The organism is Gilliamella sp. ESL0254, from assembly GCF_013344985.1.
Taxonomy (GTDB): Bacteria; Pseudomonadota; Gammaproteobacteria; order Enterobacterales; family Orbaceae; genus Gilliamella; species Gilliamella bombicola.
Genome location: NZ_JAAEDU010000001.1, coordinates 288037 through 307255 on the forward strand (window position 1 = coordinate 288037; position 19219 = coordinate 307255).

The 19219-nt window shown below is 37.9% G+C and carries 11 protein-coding genes; 7 read left to right on the forward strand and 4 right to left on the reverse strand.

Going from position 1 to position 19219, the window contains the following annotated elements:
* Positions 1-65: 65 nt before the first annotated feature.
* Together deoD and GYX25_RS01295 are read right to left on the reverse strand one after the other, a co-directional pair.
* Complete coding sequence (deoD, locus tag GYX25_RS01290; protein ID WP_091347273.1) at positions 66-782, reverse strand: purine-nucleoside phosphorylase; 717 nt, start codon at positions 780-782, stop codon at positions 66-68.
* Between the two features lie 48 nt (positions 783-830).
* Positions 831-2063 (reverse strand): phosphopentomutase, encoded by a 1233-nt coding sequence (locus GYX25_RS01295; RefSeq protein WP_174786501.1) that lies wholly within the window; start codon positions 2061-2063, stop codon positions 831-833.
* Positions 2064-2505: 442 nt separating this feature from the next.
* Here GYX25_RS01295 and murB point away from each other — a divergent pair, with 442 nt between their 5' ends.
* From murB to birA, 3 genes are read left to right on the forward strand one after another with little or no spacing between them, the layout of a single operon-like run.
* The gene (gene murB / locus GYX25_RS01300; RefSeq protein ID WP_091347267.1) at positions 2506-3516 is read left to right on the forward strand and encodes a UDP-N-acetylmuramate dehydrogenase; all 1011 of its coding nucleotides are present in this window, start codon (positions 2506-2508) and stop codon (positions 3514-3516) included.
* Between the two features lie 60 nt (positions 3517-3576).
* Positions 3577-4719 carry an MFS transporter gene (locus GYX25_RS01305; protein WP_091347265.1) on the forward strand — a complete coding sequence of 381 codons (1143 nt, stop codon included), beginning with the start codon at positions 3577-3579 and terminating at the stop codon, positions 4717-4719.
* Positions 4694-5647: a bifunctional biotin--[acetyl-CoA-carboxylase] ligase/biotin operon repressor BirA gene (gene birA, locus GYX25_RS01310; RefSeq protein WP_091347263.1), complete on the forward strand. Its 954-nt coding sequence runs from the start codon at positions 4694-4696 to the stop codon at positions 5645-5647. Before GYX25_RS01305 ends, birA begins: the two co-directional genes overlap by 26 nt.
* Positions 5648-5715: 68 nt before the next feature.
* On the opposite strand, the gene GYX25_RS01315 is transcribed toward birA, so the two are convergent.
* On the reverse strand, positions 5716-8040 hold the full coding sequence (locus GYX25_RS01315) for a zinc/cadmium/mercury/lead-transporting ATPase (protein WP_202983793.1): 2325 nt from the start codon (positions 8038-8040) through the stop codon (positions 5716-5718).
* A 454-nt stretch (positions 8041-8494) separates the two neighbouring features.
* On the opposite strand from GYX25_RS01315, the gene GYX25_RS01320 reads away from it, so the two are divergent.
* From GYX25_RS01320 to GYX25_RS01335, 4 genes are all read left to right on the forward strand, one after another.
* On the forward strand, positions 8495-10090 hold the full coding sequence (locus tag GYX25_RS01320; protein ID WP_174786502.1) for a hypothetical protein: 1596 nt from the start codon (positions 8495-8497) through the stop codon (positions 10088-10090).
* Positions 10091-11822: 1732 nt separating this feature from the next.
* Positions 11823-12767, forward strand: a complete 945-nt coding sequence (locus tag GYX25_RS01325) for a CYTH domain-containing protein (RefSeq protein ID WP_174786503.1) — start codon at positions 11823-11825, stop codon at positions 12765-12767.
* 90 nt (positions 12768-12857) lie between these two features.
* A complete protein-coding gene (gene glnE, locus GYX25_RS01330; protein ID WP_091349403.1) occupies positions 12858-15701 on the forward strand; it encodes a bifunctional [glutamate--ammonia ligase]-adenylyl-L-tyrosine phosphorylase/[glutamate--ammonia-ligase] adenylyltransferase in 2844 nt (947 codons plus the stop codon).
* A 64-nt stretch (positions 15702-15765) separates the two neighbouring features.
* A complete protein-coding gene (locus GYX25_RS01335) occupies positions 15766-17928 on the forward strand; it encodes an extracellular solute-binding protein (RefSeq protein ID WP_174786504.1) in 2163 nt (720 codons plus the stop codon).
* Positions 17929-17995: 67 nt separating this feature from the next.
* Here the strand turns inward: GYX25_RS01335 and GYX25_RS01340 are convergent, their stop codons facing one another.
* The gene (locus GYX25_RS01340) at positions 17996-19216 is read right to left on the reverse strand and encodes an MFS transporter (RefSeq protein WP_091349408.1); all 1221 of its coding nucleotides are present in this window, start codon (positions 19214-19216) and stop codon (positions 17996-17998) included.
* Between the last annotated feature and the right edge of the window lie 3 nt (positions 19217-19219).

The following is a 19219-nucleotide window of genomic DNA, read 5'->3' on the forward strand; positions in this document are numbered from 1 at the left end:
AAACTGTTATCGCTATCAATATTGATTAGCTAAAAAAAATGGCAGTTATTCTGCCATTTTTAGTTTCAGTTTTGATTTAATAATACCGACTCTAGTGCAACGGTGATCATTTCTTTAAAGCCTAACTGTCTTTGCTCTGCCGACATTGCTTCGCCTTTTCGAATATGATCCGAAACCGTGCAAATGGCCAGTGCTTTAGCGCCATATTCGGCAGCAACCCCATAAATCCCAGCAGCTTCCATTTCAACACCTAAAATATTATATTTTTCCATTACGTCAAACATATCAGGCTCAACGCTATAAAAAAGATCGGCAGAAAAAATATTACCCACTTTCACATTTACACCTAACTTTTTAGCTGCATTAACGGCATTACAGGTCAAATCAAAATCAGCGATAGCGGCAAAATCATGATTTTTAAAACGTAAGCGGTTAACTTTTGAATCGGTACATGCGCCCATTCCAACAATAACATCACCCACATTAACATTAGGGCTAATTGCACCACATGAACCAATACGAATAATGTTTTCAACACCATAAAATTTAATCAGTTCGGTTGCATAAATAGAGCAAGATGGAATACCCATACCATGCCCCATAACTGAAATCTTTTGGCCTTTATAATAACCTGTAAAACCTAACATCGATCTTACATTAGTTACTTCTTGGGCATTTTCTAAAAACGTTTCTGCAATAAATTTTGCTCGTAGTGGATCGCCAGGCATTAAAACGGTTTTTGCAAACGCATTATCAATGGCATTAATATGCGGGGTAGACATTAACTTCTCCTGATATTTATTACTAAGTCGGTATGACTCAAATTTAAATTACTTCTTTTTTATAAACGATTTACCGTAATCCATTGGCGATAAATCAAAATAATCGGCAACACTTTGTCCAATATCGGCAAATGTTTCACGATGACCTAAAGATCCTACTGGCACACTGTCGCCATAAACAATGACAGGAATATGTTCACGAGTATGATCGGTACCAGCCCAAGTTGGATCGCAGCCGTGATCGGCACTGATAATAAGCAGATCGCCGGGCTCAATGAGTGCTAACATTTCAGGAAGACGACGATCAAAATATTCTAACGCAGCAGCATAACCCGAAACATCACGACGGTGACCGTAAGAAGAGTCAAAATCGACAAAATTGGTAAAGACAATGGTATTATCTTTAGCTTGTTTGATTTCTTCCAGTGATGCATCAAACAGGGCTTCAAGACCGGTTGCTTTTACTTTCTTGGTGATCCCAACGTGGGCATAAATATCGGCAATTTTACCAATTGACACCACTGTACCGTGTTTTTCGTCAACAAGCTTTTTAATCATAGTTGGTGCTGGTGGTTCAACAGCAAGATCGTGACGGTTACCTGTACGTACAAATTCGCCCGGTTTTTTACCTACAAATGGCCTTGCAATAACACGGCCAATATTGTAATTACCCTTATTTAGTTCATCGCGAGCAATTTCGCAAACTTCATACAGTCTATCTAAACCAAAAGTCTCTTCATGACAGGCAATTTGGAATACTGAATCGGCAGAAGTATAAAAAATTGGCTTATTAGAAGCCATATGCTCTTCACCCAATTCATCAAGAATAACGGTGCCAGATGAATGACAATTGCCAAGGTATCCGGGAAGTTTAGCGCGAGAAACGATTTTATCTAAAAGATCTTGAGGAAAGCTGTTAGTGGTATTGGTAAAATAGCCCCAATCAAATAGCACGGGCACGCCGGCGATTTCCCAATGTCCTGACGGCGTATCTTTACCGGAAGAAATTTCGCTCGCATAGCCGTAAGAGCCAATAATTTCGCCTTCAGTTTGCATACCTTTTGGGTAATAGCCAGTTGATTCGTACGCCGCTTCGATTAAACCTAATTTACCTAAATTTGGCAATTTTAATGGCCCAGTGCGCCCTTGTTCCGCTTTACCTAAAGCACAAGCTTCAGCAATATGGCCTAAAGTGTTAGCTCCTTCATCGCCATATTTTTTGGCATCTTCAGCACCGCCGATCCCAAACGAATCTAGGATCATAATAAATACTCTTTTCATAATATCCTCTAACTGATAAACAACACTTAAGTCAAGCACAATAGATATAATCAATCACAGCTAATTAAATACCGACGACTATTTTTGGGCTAACAATAATTCATAAAACTATTACTCGTATAGTTGCCATATATAATAGCAAAAAACAAAAAAGATTTAAGCATTGCTTTAATCGAATAGTTGAATATTTGTATAAATAATGTTGTTAATTTGATCTGGCTCATGCTTTTTATAAAAAAATAACATTGTTTTAGTAAAATACACACAACAGCAAATTTATAAAAAAATTCAAATGCATTCATGACCAAATAAATCATCAAATAACATCAACCCTGTGATAATATAGAAAGCAAGTACAATAGAGCCCAAATCATAACAACAACAGATAAAATCGAATTACACTTGGGTGTCTACTTTCACAAAATAAAGGTAGTGATTATTAATGAAACAAAAAATTCCTAACACATTTGGTCTAACTGTTTTTGCTCAAAAAGTTATTACTGTCACAACAGTCGAACAATTACAACAAATTTGGCAAGATAACTCGCCGCATTTACCGATTATGATTATAGGTGAAGGCAGTAACACTCTTTTTACCTGTGATTTTGATGGTATTGTAATTGTTAACCGCATCAAAGGCATCACAATAACCGAAACCGACCAAGCGTGGTATTTAAAAGTTGGCGCAGGAGAAATTTGGCACGATATTGTATTGCAAACGATAGAACAAAATATATCAGGGCTTGAAAACCTCGCATTAATTCCGGGGTGTGTTGGTTCGGCACCTATTCAAAATATTGGTGCTTACGGAGTTGAATTTCAAAAAGTAGCTGATTATGTGGAACTGCTTGAGCTTGCCACAGGTAACATCATCACAGTCACCGATGGTCAATACGGATACCGTGAAAGCATCTTCAAAAAAGCATATTTGCAAGGTTATGCGGTTATCAATGTTGGTATTAAATTAGCCAAACAGTGGCAACCAGTATTAACTTACGGTGAATTACGAAACTTTGATCCAAAAAGTGTCACCCCCAAAATAGTCTTTGATAAAGTGTGCGAAATTCGCCGCAGTAAATTGCCCGATCCCAAAGTGCTTGGCAATGGGGGAAGCTTTTTTAAAAATCCTGTGATCGACAAAATTGAGGCAGACAAATTACTTGAAATTTACCCAAACATGCCAATATATCCACAAGTTAACGGACAAATAAAATTAGCCGCAGGTTGGCTTATCGATCAGTGTGGTCTAAAAGGCTATCAAATAGGCGGAGCTGCTGTGCATCAACAACAAGCGCTCGTATTAGTCAACAAAAATCAAGCAACAGCACAAGATGTGGTTGAATTAGCTCGTTATATAAAAAAATGTGTATTACAAAAATTCTTGGTGAGTTTATCGCCAGAAATCCGATTTATCGGCAACAAGGGCGAAATTGAAGCAGACAGTTATTTGTAATTAACTCAAAATTATTATTGTTTGCCAAAGCATAACCCATAAATTATATGCGATAACATTATGAAACATTCGTATTCATTTCCTATTTTATTGATAAGTTTACTTTTTGTGACTATCTCGTTGTCAGCACTCAACACACAAGTACCATTGTGGTTAGTGCGTAATGAGTTTTCGCTGGGGCAAATTGGTCTTGTGGGATCAAGTTATTTTACTGGCAACTTGATTGGCACCATTTTTGCCAATTGGTTTATTAGTAGATTTAATGCTCGTCACACTTATACCTACAGTTGTATTATTTTTGCCATAGCAACTATTGGCTTAAGTTTTTCAATAAATTTTTATAGCTGGATAATGTGGCGCTTTTTTATTGGCATTGCTTGCGCTGTTACGTGGGTGGTGATTGAAAGTTGCATATTACTCACTGGTCCAGTGCATACACGTGGAAGGATGCTTGCAGTTTATTTAACCACTTATTATTTAGGCACGGTTCTGGGGCAAGCTTTGTTACAGTATTTTCCACAAGATGTACTGTATTTTGGATTGGTTATTATGTTACTAATGGGGCTTGCGATTTTATTTATTTTGCGCACACATTATAAACTACCAAAAAGGAAAAAAAGCAGCTTTAACATTATGCCAATGATATTGAATAAACCCTCGCGGCTTGGGTTAACCGGTTGCATTATTGCAGGTATGTTAATTGGATCGTTATATTCACTCTTACCGGCTTATTATTCACACTTAGGATATAGCGACATTCAAGTTGCTAATTGGATGATTCTACTGATTTTATCCGGTGTCATAGCACAAATGCCAGCCAATTGGTGTGCAGATAAATTTGGACGGCAGATTGTATTGCTAATTGAATCTTTGTTCATGTTAGTTGCATGTATCATGCTGATATTTAATTGGTTTAATGCATTAGCGATTATCTTATTAGGCGCAACGATTTACACCATTTATCCTATATCCATGGCTTGGGCTTGTTCGTGTGTTAAAAAGCAAGATATCGTCGCCATGAATCAAGCCATGCTATTGACCAATACGTTAGGCAGTTTGATTGCCCCGGCGGTGATTGCCTTTATTATGGACAAAATGAATAATACCTATTTATTTGTCAGCTTTGCTATAATCTCGTTATACTTCATTGTGTTATTAATTAAAAAAAGAGGAACGGATGCGCAGCCACAAAAATCCACTTAAATTAATAGAAATACTCGCAGATGGCAAATACCATTCAGGTGAAGAATTAGCAACAATATTTGGCATAACACGCGCAGGCATCAATAAATACATCAAACAACTGCGTGAGTGGGGAGTTGACTTAACTTCAGTGCAAGGCAAAGGCTATTGCTTGGCATCGCCACTTAATTTGCTCAACAAAAACAAGATTGATCAGCATTACCAATCCGACAGCCACTGTGAAATATTACCGATTATTGATTCAACCAACCAATATCTACTTGATCGAATCGGTCAATTAACATCGGGTGATTGCTGTGTTGCCGAATTTCAATCAAAAGCACGAGGCCGAAGAGGGCGAAAATGGTTTTCCCCTTTTGGAAGCAATTTATACTTCTCAATGTATTGGAAGTTAGAACAAGGCGTGGCCGCAGCAATGGGGTTAAGTTTGGTGGTAGGGATAGTACTTGCCGACACTTTACGCACATTATCAGGTCAAAATATCAAAGTTAAATGGCCAAATGATCTTTATCTTAATGACCAAAAGTTAGCAGGTATTTTAGTTGAGCTCGCTGGCAAAACTGGCGACTGTGCCCATGTAGTGATTGGTGTTGGCGTCAATCTAACCATGACAAATCCTGATACTAACATAGTTAACCAAAAATGGGCTAATTTAGGTAATGTTGATCGTAACTTACTTGTTGCACAAGTGGCCAAAGTCTTAAAAAGTAAATTAATCGAATTTGAAAAACATGGTTTAGCGCCATTTATTCATGATTGGAATAGACTTGATAACTTTGCCAATCGACCAGTAAAACTATTAATTGGTGATAATATCATTCGCGGCATTGCAAAAGGTATTAATGAGCAAGGTGCTTTATTGTTAGAACAAAACGGTAAAATTAATGCCCATATTGGTGGCGAAATATCATTAAGAATTGATGAATAATAAACCCAAAATGATTTAACAAAACTATTCCGCTTATAAAAAGCGGAATAGATTAAGCAAACATATTCTTAACTTTTATTTTTAAATTTCAAAACCCGAAGAGCATTAGCGGTCACAATAGCCGTCGTGCCAGAATCAGCCAACACCGCCAGCCACAGTCCAGTAAAACCAAACAAACTGGTAATCAAAAATACCAGCTTAATGCCTAATGCAATGGTAATATTTTGTTTAATATTACGACGAGCAAAGCGAGTTAAACGAATTAATTTAGGCAAACTGAGTAAGCTATTTTTAGTCAATGCGGCATCGGCAGCTTCTAGCGCAACATCTGTGCCACTTCCCATGGCAATACTCACAGTTGCGGCCTTCATGGCTGGCGAATCATTAATACCGTCACCCACCATAGCAATTGACGTTGTGTTGCGGATTTTTTCAATGGCAATCAACTTATCGGCAGGCAACAGTTCAGCGCGGTAATCCATACCTAACTGATCGGCAATAGCTTTGGCCGCTCGTGCATTATCACCAGTTAACATCAAAGATTTAATACCAAGTTGATTAAGTTCATTTATTGCAGTAATTGCATCTGATCGCAACACATCTTGCAGAGCAATAATACCCATCAATTGTTGATTTGTTACCGCAACTACCACGGTTTTACCAGCACTTTCAAGCTCTGCAATGATTTTAGCGTGTTCATCATTTAAAGGCGTTGAAACGGTCGCAACTTTGCTTGGCGAAACAATATACAAAATCTGATTATCAATCTCGCCTTGAATACCAATTCCCGCGATTGCTTTACGATTACCTGCCTCATTGATATTTAATTGATTCTGCAATGCATAATCAACAATAGCTTTACCTATAGGATGATGCGAACCACTTTCAATTGCCGCAACTAGCGCCAATAATTGTTCTTTTGAAATATCTTGAGCAATCACATCAGTTACTTGCGGTTTACCTTCAGTTAAGGTACCAGTCTTATCAAACGCAACCCGTTTAACCGAACCAATATGCTCTAACGCCGCACCACCTTTAATTAGCACGCCTTGCTTTGCAGCATTCGATAAGGCCGATGTTATCACCGCAGGTGTTGAAATCACCAGCGCACAAGGACAACCAATCAATAACAAGGTCAAGCCACGATAAAACCAAGTATACCAATCAGCACTGAGCAACAAAGGCGGCACAACAATCACTAATAGTGCAAAAAAAGCAATTGTAGGCGTATAGTAACGGCTAAATTTATCAATAAAACGTTCAATAGGCGCTTTACGCTCCTCGGCATCTTCAATCATCTGTAAAATACGATCAACTGCATTTTGCCCGACTTCTGATACCACTTTGAGTTGAATTGTATTATCAATCACCAGCGAACCGGCCATAATTTTGTCGCCTGAAAGATAATTAACTGGAATGGATTCACCGGTTAATGCGCTTTCATCAATATTGGCTTGCTCGCTCATTAAAATCACATCAGCAGGCAACCGTCCTCCAGATGAAATTTCAATAATATCATCGGGTTTCAAGCTATGACTGGCAACGGTTTTTCGTACACCGTCAATGATTATCACCGTCTCTTCTGGCATAAGCTGAGCGAGCGAGGAGATGCCTTTTTTGGCTTTACTTGTTGCAACACCTTCTAACATCTCACCAATCATAAATAAAAATATAACTATAGTGGCTTCTTCGGCAGCTCCAATAAATAAAGCCCCAATAGCTGACACGCTCATTAACGACTCGATCGCAAATGGTGTACCACTACGCGTTAAAATCACCGCTTCTTTCAAAATAGGCATTAACCCAACAATTGCCGTCACCATAAAGGCATATTCGCCAACGGTTTTATTACATAACAACAGGATATAGCTCACCACAATTAAAGCGCCTAATACTCCTAAAGGAATTAATGCTTTTTTATCAAAACTATGGGAATGGTCATGATGATGCGAATGTTCTGGGGAAGGTTCAAAAATGGGTTTATAGCCTAACTCGATAACTTTATCTTCAATTAATTTAATCGTTTGTTCATTCTTTTGCGGAACTAAAACGACTAATTTTTCGGTAGAAAAGATAATTTTAGTCTGGCAAATATCGGGTAATGTCTTTAAGCTATTTTCAATTTGCTGCGCACAGTGCGCACAATCCATGCCTTCTATTTTCCATGTCAGTTTAGTCTGCTTACTTTGCCTGTTGGGGTCATCAGGAGTATCGTCAAACTCATTTTTGGGGTTAGTCATATGGGAATCGCCACCAGAACAATGCGTTGAATCTTGATGACAATGTAACTCATGAGATAAATGTGCATGATTATGCGCCAGATTTTGACAATTATCATGACAACATTCATGAAGATGATGTTCGTGGTACATAGATTTGTTATTATATAACATAACGTTACCTCGCTTAGGGGGATGATTTTGATTGTACGCTAAAAAAGAAAAAAATAAATTAATTTATTTTTATGGGATTTTTTAAATTAAAATTAATGCGTTAAAAACGTTAGCAACGTGATGACATCTAACAAATCAGTGATAAATAGAGCACTTTAATAACAGCCATTTAATTACCAAAAAATCGGTCAGGAAATGTATTGATTTTATTAAAGTTTTTGTTTATTGGTTTTTAGCCAACACCCTCCCCCCAAAGCACACACACATAAGCTGACTCATCCTTTAACAAAACTTTACAAATTTTTAACAAAAAAGGTAGCGCGTTATTACTCAGGCGGTTATAATTTAAGCGCTTTCAAAGCAAGGGATTGCTCATTAGTCGAGCAGTCAGTTATAAAAAATCGAAATAAAACAAAAAATTACTTGACAGGATGATCGAAATGCATTACCATTTATGGCATCTGGCATCTGGCATCTGGCCTGCCAAACCTACGCCCTAAAACTTTTTAATTTTCACCGTAGTCGAAATCAGACTCAATTCTTATTTTCATCAGCGAGGTCATTTCGCGTAGCGAAATCGGAGACGTTATCGGCAGGGTTATCGCCGAGGTCAAGGCGTTTACCTCTTCTATTTAAATTTTCAGGTTTACCAAGCTTATCAAGCTTATCAGGTTTACTCAGTTTACTTAGATTATTTAGATTCCTTAAATCGGCGTTGTTCTTCGTGGTATTGTTGTTGTCGTATTCACAGAGTTCTGTGGCATTAACGGCTTATACATCAAGGTATATCGAGGGTAGTGCGCCGTATTTAGCGTTCAACTATGGTCTAATAAAGGCAACAGATACAGACAGTTTGTTGTCTATAAGGTTGGAGGATGGTCGGGTAATCAGGCCATCTAGTAATACATCAAGCGTATCAAATCCAATAAGCTTACCTCGTGCAGGTAGTAGATTGGGAGATATAGGAATGATATTCCCACCATTAACAGCTAGTTCAGTGAGTTTAAGTGATTTAGCCACAAGGTTTGGTTATTGGCGAGATGATGATGGAGATGAGCCGGCAGCAAATGGTATATCAGGGAGTATATCGGCATCCTTTACAGATAAGGATGGCAATACTGTTAGTCGTAACGGTACATTAAGTAAATGTAAGGCTCCTTATAGGGTAAGATTAAGTAGTACAGGGGGATATTTACAGACCCAGTACGGTGTTCCTAGTAGAACTAGTTTTAGTGGAGCTACGGTGGATTATTATATTAATCCGTATGACAGTGGTTCTGGTGTTTGTTACTTTGTGCGTTACGCAAGGCCGAATCTCTCCTATGGCACAAATAATTACGCCGGCCCAGCTAACATATGGCATCCTAAAAAGGGTTTTTTTACTCAGTCTAACGATTCTTCATCTTACGACCGAAACTTTCCAACTACAGGTTTAGATGGATTGTATTTTGATTTGCTCATAGAAGGTATTGATGGAAGTCAGTTAAGTTGGACAGTTAACACAGTTGGTAGTATAAGGGCAGAGGTGAGTTGGAGATTGCCAAACCAAGGCACAAACGAAGATAGATGGATTAATAAATCTAGTTATGTAACACGGGTAACGTTGCATGGTCCAGAGGCAAGAAGCCAGTGGAGCAATTCTAATCCAAGTCGAATTACCGTCCCTTCTTTGCCACAGACGTTTGAGTTAGTCGGTAGGGATAGTCGTGGTAATGAGGTGAGGTATGGATTTGTCTTAAAGCAGTGGTTCGTCCATCGTAAAGTATATGCTAGTCAGCCTGACCAAATATCTTGGTGTAGTAGTTTGGGTTATCGTTTGCCAGAGGTAAGCGATTTAACCAATTCAAACTATTACAAGCGTAATATAGGTGCTAGGCTTTTCATGGAGTGGGGCGACATGCGCCACTACACTGATGTGCGTTTCGCCGACAGCAACTACTGGACAGGCGAGGTGTCAGGTAGCTATGGGCTCCTTGTCCACTCGTACGACGGCGGTTACCTCTACTCCGGCAGTTTAAACGGCGCTTATGCTGTTTGTACCGCACCTTAGTTTTTAGCGTTTATTCCTTAATCCTTGGGCCGCGGGGGCGGTTATGGTGCCTGAGAGGACAATCTAACAAAGAATAACGCCCCCACGCAAGTTGGGGCATTTCCTTAGGGTTGCGCTGTTGCGGCGAAGCCACAATCGCGCCGCCCAACCGCCGGCGACGCTGAAAGTGTCGATGGCAATCCTAGTGGATAATGCTGTGGCGGTTTAAATTTGTGGCCTATTTATAGTACGGCAAGGTTTCGGACGTTTTGACCTTTGGTGAATAAAATAGCCACAGTGACCACGTCCGAGTCAGGGAATTAAAGCGAATTCCCTGACAACCCACGCTTTGGCTACAGAATGTGGCCTACGGCACTACTCGTATCATCCTGATACTCGCCTCTTCGAGGCCACCTTCGCTATGCTCAGGTGTTCAAATTTGTTCCAGACAAATTTGTCCGACGCCGTCGCTCGGTCTTAACGCACCGGCTATTATCCGTTCCAGACGGAGAATAGCCTCGCCAAACATCCCTGTTTGGCGTGCTAACCTCGCTCTGTTGTCGGCACATTCTGACGCCGGAATAGGACAGACAACATAATCTTAGGTGTTTTTGGTGAATTGTTTTTGTTAAAAAACAATGTAATTGCATCCAAAAAGTGGTCAGGAAAGGTATTGATTTTATTGAAGTTTTTATTTTGCTGTTTTTAAGATAAATCAATCACTTACACAACCTAAGCAAAGCGCCGGCAACTAACAAATCAACAAAACCAAGAATAGCGCCCCAATAACAGCAAGTTAACCGCTCCAAACCCTTTTTTTAACGATAATTTAAAATTAAATAAAATCAATAAATTATAAAACACCTCAAAAAAAGGGTTTTCAAAGATGAAATTGTTGTTTATCTTTATACAGCAAGATTTATCAAATCTTAAGCTCTACCTTAACGCCGTATAGGCGGTTTAGAAATTGTGCTGTCGTATTGTCCAAATTAGAAAAATCCTTAACGCCGTATAGGCGTTTAATTCAAATAAAATCAACATTATAATTATAAAAACACAACAATCTTCCCAAAAACGATGGTTATGTTATTTGTCTTATTCCGGCGTCAGAATGTGCCGACAACAGAGCGAGGTTAGCACGCCAAACAGGGATGTTTGGCGAGTTTGTGGTGCGCCGGGAGCGCGTCCACAAACGGTGCGTTAAGACCGAGCGCCGGCGTCGGACAAATTTGTCTGGAACAAATTTGAACATCTGAGCACAGCGAAGATGGCCTCGTAGAGGCGAGTATCAGGATGATACGAGTAGTGCCGCAGGCCACATTCTGCAGCCAAAGCGTGGGTTGTCAGGGAATTCGCTTTAATTCCCTGACTCGGACGTGGTCACGATAGCTATTTTGTTCCCCAAGGTCAAAACGTCCGAAACCACCACACCCAATCTATCCTATTCACCAAAACAAAAAAGTCCTGATTTTTCGCCCAAAAATTGGTCAGGAAAGGTATTGATTTTATTAAAGTTTTTCTGGCCGTTTTTTATAAAAAACAATTCATTATTTTATTCTTCTCATTCCGACAGAACAACCAAAGCGCAAATCATCAGGGAATCGTCAATTCCCTGACTTAAACACACTCTCTATTGCTATTTTGAACACCAAAACCACAAACATCCACCCCCCCACACTTAATGCATGTTTAAGTATATTTCTTAAATTATTCAATATATGATATAGCAAAATAACCAATATAAAACAGAACAATGAGTAACGAAATCGAATTAAAGTTTGAAATCAATACCAGCGATATTGCTAGTTTTAAATCTTTTTTAGATCAATGGTCAGATTGTGACGAAGCCGAGTTTTCGGCAATATCATCAACAAAACGAAGTTTTACAAAGCTAAATTTAACCAATACTTATTATGATACCAACGATCATTATTTACGTAATCATGGTTGTGGACTTCGCGTAAGAGGGAGTGATGATGGTTTAGTGAAACGTTTTGAAATCACATTAAAACGTGACAAAAAATCGATTGCGGGGTTGCATGAGCGTGCAGAATTTAATGTTGATTTACCTGATTCTGTCCCCGATTTAACCGTATTACCTTGCCATGCATTACCAAATGGCTGTGATGTTGCTTTGCTACAACGGGATTTACAACCTCTCTTTACCACCGATTTTGAACGGCAAGCGTGGTTAATTTCGTTTGCCAATAGCGAAATTGAAGTTGCGTTAGATCAAGGGCAAATTAGCTCAAATAATCAGTCTATCCCCATTAAAGAAGTTGAACTGGAAATCAAACAAGGTAATAAACAAGATTTACTCAATTTTGCTATTGAGCTAACTCGATTTAATTTGCATCTATTTTCACAAAGTAAAGCTTCTAGAGGTTATCGATTTCTGAACAATCTGGCACCTAAAAAATGCGTTTATGCGCTTTCAAGCCAATGTGATTTATCTGAGTTGCTCGAGTTTTGGCAACAAAACGAGGAATATGCGTTAGAAGTGGATGATTTAGCATACTACCTGCAAACCTTAAATCAGGTAAATGATCAGTTAACCAATAAACCACTATCTCACGAACCGGAATTTGCCCAATGGCAAACGGCATTATTATCTGTTAATTCACTAAAAGCGTTTGCTTTTAGTGAGATAAATACCAAATTAAAATTGATGCTGATAGCCAGTATGCATTATTTGTAGGAATAACTATATCAGTAGCAAAAGTCATTTATAATATAACTTTGTTGCGCTGATGCTATTTTGAGTACTAATTTCTAAGAGAGCTTGCCTATGTCAGAATTTAACTCGTCGTTTTCTTCTTTGTTTGAACAACAAAAGCAAAAAGTTACCACTCAACTTCAACAATGCAATCTAGCTCAAGTGCAAGCTCACCTTGATGTTTTGGTGCAGAGTGATTTTTTGGTTGATGCTTTTAACCGATTCCCTAACTGGTTTGCTGACATAGTACAAAATCCACCGCAAGCAGATGAAAGGCTATTTTATCAATCTTGGTTAGATGCGCAATTGGCAGATGTGACCGATGAAGCTATTTTTATGAAAAAACTGCGGTTATTTCGACATTTTATGCTGGTGCGCCTTGCGTGGTCACAATTGGCTAGAATAAGCAATGATGAGCAGATTTTATTGCAATTGACCGAATTGGCCGAAGTGCTCATTGTCACCGCGCGTAATTGGTTGTACGAACTTAGTTGCAAAGAGTGGGGAACACCTTGCAATGCTCAAGGCCAAGCGCAACCTTTATTGATTTTAGGTATGGGGAAATTAGGTGGCGGAGAGCTGAACTTTTCGTCCGATATTGACTTGATTTTTACTTATCCCGAGCATGGGCAAACCCAAGGCGGTCGGCGGGAGCTTGATAATGCTGTCTTTTTTACTCGATTAGGTCAACGCTTAATTAAATCGCTCGATCAGATCACTGAAGATGGCTTTGTCTATCGTGTTGATATGCGCTTGCGTCCGCTTGGCGATGGTGGGCCTTTGGTGCTTAGCTTTTCTGCCATGGAGGATTATTATCAAGAGCAAGGGCGAGATTGGGAACGTTATGCCATGGTTAAAGCTAAAGTACTTGGTGATCAGAGCGCCCCTTATGTATGCGAACTGTATCAAATGCTGAAGCCTTTTGTTTATCGGCGCTATATTGACTTTAGTGTTTTACAATCATTGCGTAATATGAAAAGTATGATTGAACGTGAAGTGCGTCGCCGTGGTTTAAAAAGTAATATCAAGCTTGGCGCAGGTGGCATTCGTGAAATAGAGTTTATTGTACAGGTGTTTCAACTTATTCGCGGTGGGCGAGTGGTTAGGTTACAAACTCGTTCGCTATTAAATGCCCTTCATGTGATTGAACAAGAAGGACTACTTGAATCGAACGAAGTATCATTGTTACGAGAAAATTATCTATTTTTGCGCCGTTGTGAAAATCTTCTACAAGCCATTGCCGACGAACAGACTCAAACATTACCAGACGATGCACTTGATCAAATTCGCTTAGCCACCAGTATGGGGTTTGGCAATTGGCATGATTTTGAAAAAGATTTATCTGGACGGATGGAATATAATCGCCAAATTTTTAATGAACTTATTGGCGAAAACGAATCAGAATCTACCTCAACCACCAAGCCTTATAACGATCAATTTGACGATCTTTGGGTGCCTGATCTTCAAATAAGCGATGTTAGTGCAATATTACCTACCTATTCAGAAACAGAAGTTGCGCAGATCTACCAAATGTTAGTGCAATTTCGTGATGATATAGGTAAACGTACCATTGGCGTACGGGGGCGTGAAATCCTCGATCAGTTGATGCCACGTTTGTTAGAATCCGTCTGTAGCGAAAAGCAAGCAACAATGGTGCTAGCAAGGATTTTGCCATTGCTAGTGAATATTGTAAGTCGTACCACTTATTTAGAGCTGTTACTTGAATATTCAACCGCTTTAAAGCAATTAATTCGCCTATGTAGCGCATCACCAATGATTAGCGATCAACTTGCTCATTACCCTATATTGTTAGATGAGCTTATTGATATCAATTCGCTGTACCAAACCGTTGCACCTAATGAGTATAAAAGTCAGCTTTATCAGTATTTATTACGTATTCAGTTGGATGATGAGGAGCAACAGCTTGAAGCATTACGTCAATTTAAGCAGATGCAATTACTGCATATCGCCGCCGCCGATGTTGAGAATGTGTTAACCACCATGAAAGTTAGCGATCACCTAACTTATGTGGCTGAATCCTTATTAGATTTTGTGGTACAAATGGCTTGGAATCAAATGGTTGCTCGTTATGGAAGACCAGAATATTTGGCTGATAATGATAAAGGACTAGTTGTGGTTGCCTATGGTAAATTAGGTGGCTGGGAATTGGGTTATGGTTCGGACCTTGATTTAGTCTTTTTACATAATTGCCCAGCTAATAGCGTGACCAATGGTGATAAGCAGATCGACAGTCGTCAATTTTATTTACGCCTTGTGCAACGTATCATCCATCTATTTAATGTGCGTACTAGCTTTGGTATTTTATATGAAGTTGATGTTAGACTTCGTCCTCAAGGCGATGCCGGGCTTCTTGCTTGTAGTTTAGATTCGTTTGAAGATTACCAAATGAATGAAGCTTGGACATGGGAGCATCAAGCCTTAGTACGTGCTCGAGCTGTATATGGTGAAGGTGAATTAATCAAACGCTTTAACCAAATTCGGCATAATGTACTTTGTAAAAAGCGTGATGAAGTTGTATTAAAAAAAGAAGTGCGTGAAATGCGTGAAAAAATGAGAGTACATTTAGGTAGCACTCAAAACAATTTATTTAACTTAAAAATTGATGAGGGCGGTATTGGTGATATTGAATTTTTATCGCAATATCTGGTGCTTAATTATGCTTATCAATATCCTAAGATGACAACATGGAGCGATAATGTTCGTATTTTAGAACTCGCGGCAAATTACCAAATTATGGATAACGAAGAAGCCCAGCAGTTAACTAAAGCTTATATTGATATGCGTAACGAAATCCATCAATTAGCACTGCAAGTTTTACCGAGTACGGTTGAGAGCTCGTGTTTTAAACAAGAAAGGCATATTGTTAACCAGAGCTGGAAAAAGTGGCTAGCCTGATATTTGGTGTTAGCAGCTTAATTTGGCAAAAAATCTTGTTTTAATTTTCGGAGTTTAAAACTAAATGACAACGATCAAAGATATAGCTAAACAGGCAGGTGTATCACATGGTACGGTTTCAAATGTACTTAATGGTCGTGGAAATGTTAGTGTTAAAAAAATTAAACTAGTGGAAGATGCAGCTAAAAAGTTAGGGTATCACCTTAATTTACAAGCAAAAATACTAAAAGAAGGTGCGGCAAAGACGATTTCGGTTGTTTTGCCTAATATCTCATCTCAACAATATGCTAATCTTTATGATGGATTATTTCATGATTTAAATCAGCTTGGTTATGAACTAACGTTATACCTAACTTATGATTCCAGAGAGCTAGAACAAAAACTTATTGAACAGATAGCTGTTAAGCGCGATTATGCAGTGATAGCCGTTAGTTCTTTAGACAATGCCGATAGTTATTACCAAAAAATAAAAATAGCTAAAGAAAAAATTATTTTTGTTTATCGCCAACCTGAATCGGCTGTGCAATTTATTACGTTGGATTATGAGAAGGCTGGCGCTGATATTGCTAGTGAGATAATGAAACATGATTATAAACGTATTGGTTTACTGAGTAATTCTGAACACCATACTCATGCACAATCTTTTAAAAAAGGTCTGCAAAAGGCCTTTAATGTACAACATTATCCTATTGAATTAAAAAGTATTGAATCAATTCCGTCAAATACTACTTATAATTTGTCTTTCAGTTTTTTTACAAAAGAATCTGAACCTTTTGATGCACTTATTACCATGGATATTGAGCGTGCTCGTTATTTACGGAACGCTAGTTATTTTGGTAGCTTGCAACTTTGTCCGCCTATTTATACGCTTACTGATGATAGTTTTTTTTATGAAAACAATTTTTATCAATATCATATGAATTATGGTATGTTAAGTCAGCAAATCATTAGCTTAATCAAAGGAGAGCCAGTTTATAAATTAGATAATAAAGGCTTTTTTTTATTGTCTGATCAGATTGCTAATACCAAATTTAATAGCAATGAGCAAATCAATGTATTAATTATACCTAGTCCATCAACGGAGGCTTTAAAAAAGTTACTTCCACATTTTGAAAAAATGAGCGGAATAAAAGTTAATTTAATTATCGAACCGTTTGATAAAATTTATCATATCCTTAATGAGCTTGAACAATATAAACAATTTGATATTATTCGTATTGATATGGCAGGATTACCTTGGTTTGCCCCAAAGGTATTTAAACCATTATCTGATTTAAATCTTAACTTAACTAATTTATTCAGTCGCTATTTACCTGAAATTGTTAAACGATATAGTTATGTGAATAATACGGCTTATGCACTGCCTTTTGATCCCAGCGTACAGATGTTATTTTATCGTAAAGATCTGTTTGAAGATCCCTTAATTAAACGATCCTATTTTGAAAAATATCGTCAACATTTAGGTGTACCCGTTGATTTTAAACAATTTAATCAAATTGCTAGCTTTTTTAACCAAGCACAAAATCCTGAATCACCAATAGAATTTGGTAGTTGCATAACCTTAGGTAATGACGAAATTATTGCATCTGAATTTCTAGTACGTTATTACGCTCAGGGAGGTGAGCTATTTAGCAACCAACAATTAGGTTTGGATTGTCCAATAGCTATTGAAACATTGACGCAATTACAGTCTTTTATGCAGATTGCAAACAAAGTAGATACGGCATGGTGGCAAGAGTCAGTTAATCAATTTGAGCAAGGTCGATTGGCTATGATAATGGTCTATGTTAACTTATTCAGTTATATCAACCATCGAAATATTTTGCCATTAGTGGGGTATGCTCAAGTGCCTGGTAATAGCCCATTATTTGGTGGTGGCTCATTAGGTATTTCAAAATATAGTAAAAAAACAGTTTCGGCGACACTATTTTTTGATTGGATTTATTCTAAAGAAATCAGTGAGCAAATTGCATTATTAGGCGGTACAACCGCACAAAATAGTATTCTTCAAAACCAACGTATTATAAAAGGTTATCCTTGGTTGAAATTAGCACAATTACAGTATGCCAATGGAAAACGAGAAAACTATATAGGTAATCAAGCTATTAATTTAAGGCATATTGAACATATTATTGGTCGTTATTTATCAAAGTGGATTAAAGGACAATATAGTTCAGAGCAGGTTATTTTAAAAATTAACTCTCATATAAAAAAAGAATACTGCTAATAACGTTAATATTATTAGCAGTATGGTGTTTGTTATATCAATATTTACTTTATTTATTGTGTTTTAATTATGAAATGGTTTTAGAGGTCGTAATAATATCTTTATCTCTAAAGAAAAACCAAAAACCAACAGCAACGACAGCGGCTACAGCAGCCGGATAGATCCAAAACTCTTGCCATTGTGGACCTGCATTTGGTAAGGTTTTTGCTGTAACTACTCGGTTATTGATAAATCCGCATACTGATGCCGCCATAAATAGACCAAATCCATTGGATATAATAAGACGTAAACCTTGAGCTTGAGCTTTAATTTCAGGACCTGCTTTTTTATCGACATAAATATCTCCTGCGGTAAAAAAGAAGTCCCAGCAAGCTCCTTGTAACAATAAAGCACCAATAACATAAAAGAGCGTACTACTATCAGTAGTCGCAGCGAGAGATAACATTAAACTACGAATTACCCAGCAAATGGCACCGAACAAAATAATCTTTTTAAAACCAAAGTGTCCCAATAAGAACGATAAAAGGAACATAAATAAAACTTCGGTAGCGATAGCAATTTGCATCATTGATGCTGGTTCAAGACCAAGTACTGGTAAATATACCGGCAAGTAAGCACTATAAGCAGTTTTTGTTATCATCAATATAAAGGTTGATAACATAAAGATGGTGAAATATTTATCTTTAAATAATGATAATGCATCTAAACACAGTGCATCGCGGATTGAAAATTTCTTATTTTTGCTTGTTGGTGGCGTGTTTGGTAGGGTAAAGCAATAAACACCGTATACGATCGAAGCTACCGCTGCAAGTAAAAATGAGTTAATTGATTTTGAAAAACCAGTATAGCCAAGAATAAAACCGACAACCATAAAACCAATGGTGCCAAACACACGAATGATCGGGAACCAACGTACACCATCAATATGCCTAAAACTGACACTATTGGCTAACGCCGTAGTTGGGTAAAAGAGTAATCCAACAATAAAGATCATAATTAAAAAGCCAACAGTATTGCTACTTTCAACAAAAGTAGGAATTAAAAATAGTACACCTGCATTAATAATGTGTAGTATCCCCATCATCTTCTGTGAGGCAATAAATCGATCTGCAATCATACCAATAAATAGTGGTGAAATAATGGTTGCAATTCCTAATACAGAATAAGTTGAACCAACGATCTCTTTTAACTCATAAGCGGCAAGTACCGCACCAATAACCATATTCCATGCACCTTGCACAAAATATTGTAAAAACATCATTATCAGTAAACGAGGTATTTTGAACATAGT